The organism is Marinimicrobium sp. UBA4209, from assembly GCF_002381585.1.
GTDB lineage: Bacteria > Pseudomonadota > Gammaproteobacteria > Pseudomonadales > Cellvibrionaceae > Marinimicrobium > Marinimicrobium koreense.
Window position 1 is genome coordinate 1 of record NZ_DFTP01000067.1, and the last position, 213, is coordinate 213.

Annotated in this window: 1 protein-coding gene; it reads right to left on the reverse strand. The window is 61.0% G+C overall.

The features are described 5' to 3' along the window. Positions 1–93: 93 nt before the first annotated feature. On the reverse strand, positions 94–213 hold a 120-nt coding region (locus tag B3187_RS09500; protein WP_286806085.1), incomplete at its 5' end, for a dihydrodipicolinate reductase C-terminal domain-containing protein.

Sequence of the window (213 nt, forward strand, 5' to 3'; positions counted from 1 at the left end):
GAACAGGCTGAAGCCCTTGTGGGTGTTCATCGTCAGAATGCGCAGGGTGCAACTCATTGATGGGCCTCGTGCGCCGCGTCCATGATCGTAAGCTTAGTGCAGATCCAGCACGTCCTGCATGTCATACAGTCCGGGCTTTTGCTGCGCCAACCACAGTGCCGCGCGCACGGCGCCCCGGGCAAAGGACTGACGGCTGGAGGCCTTGTGGGTGAT